This window comes from Oleiphilus sp. HI0086, assembly GCF_001635225.1.
The window spans coordinates 1-1181 of record NZ_LWFZ01001206.1; the positions used below are offsets into that span (position 1 = coordinate 1).

The following is a 1181-nucleotide window of genomic DNA, read 5'->3' on the forward strand; positions in this document are numbered from 1 at the left end:
TGTTCCCAGCTATTGCTCATACCTTGGAAAACAGTGATAAGAGTGCTATCTATAAGAAAATGCTCGAGGCAGGCTTAACAAATACTGATCAACGAATTCATCAAGAAAAACCCGTCACACCAGCATTTCTGTATGCAACTCTTCTATGGCCTGAAGTCGATAGACTGTGGTCACAACTTATTGAAGAAGGCGTTCCCGAATTTCCTGCATTACAACAAGCAGGGCAACTTACACTTCAAAGCCAACTACCTCATATATCTATACCCAAGCGCTTCACCTTAATGATGAAGGAAATATGGGAATACCAAATCAGACTCACTAAGACTCACGGCAAGCGGCCTTTCCACCTCGCTGAACAGCAACGATTCAGGGCTGCCTATGACTTTTTGTTGTTACGGGAGCAAGCTGGTGAACCTGTCGGCGAACTCGCTAAGTGGTGGACTGAATTCCAAATCAAGCACCCTTCTGCTGTTTATAACAAAGCTAATCATCGAAAAAAGCGTGAGACACCTGGTGCTGACCGCCGAAAGACCCGACAATCACGACGTCCAAAGCGATCATAATGCTGCAGGTATAAGTCAGCAGGAACTGTTCGGCGAGAAGAAAAAGCTAGTCATGAAACTAAATCAAGTACTCATCGGTATTGGTAGCAACCTGGAAAGTCCTCGTCTTCAAGTAATAAAGGCGATAGAAGCCCTATCCCGGCATCCTGAACTAAAGCTAATGTCATCATCATCACTATACAGTAGCTGCCCTCAAGGGCCTCAGGATCAAGATGACTTCGTCAATGCAGTCATCTGGCTTGAAACCGCTCTGGAACCACTCGCTTTGTTAAAGTGTACTCAAACACTTGAAGCCGAATTCGGGCGTATAAAGACTCGGCATTGGGGGGAGCGAATCATCGACCTGGATATTCTATTCTATAACGATGAAACGCTATCAAGCGACGACCCTGACTTACGCATTCCTCACCCTTATGCGCTGGAACGAGACTTTGTGCTGGTACCAGCAATCGAAATTGCGCCTGCTTGGACGCTTCCCGATACATCGACCCTAGAACAACATCTTTCTTCGTGCAGCGAGCATAATTTACTTCGTTTAGATGGCACTCCGACTTGAGTCTCGCGAAACAAGTAGCTAATCTACGCACAAGCTAAGCTCTGTCATAGATTATCAGTAGT

The 1181-nt window shown here is 45.8% G+C and carries 1 protein-coding gene and 1 pseudogene; both read left to right on the forward strand.

Annotation, left to right across the window (positions count from 1 at the left end):
* Positions 1 to 563 (forward strand): annotated as a pseudogene (locus A3756_RS21170) (polynucleotide adenylyltransferase PcnB); the annotation flags it as partial.
* Between the two features lie 52 nt (positions 564 to 615).
* Positions 616 to 1119, forward strand: a complete 504-nt coding sequence (gene folK / locus A3756_RS21175; protein ID WP_068510005.1) for a 2-amino-4-hydroxy-6-hydroxymethyldihydropteridine diphosphokinase — start codon at positions 616 to 618, stop codon at positions 1117 to 1119.
* Positions 1120 to 1181 lie beyond the last annotated feature (62 nt).

Excerpts from the sequence above, each read along its gene's own strand:
- folK (WP_068510005.1), top strand. The coding sequence starts at position 616 with ATGAAACTAAATCAAGTACTCATCGGTATTGGTAGCAACCTGGAAAGT.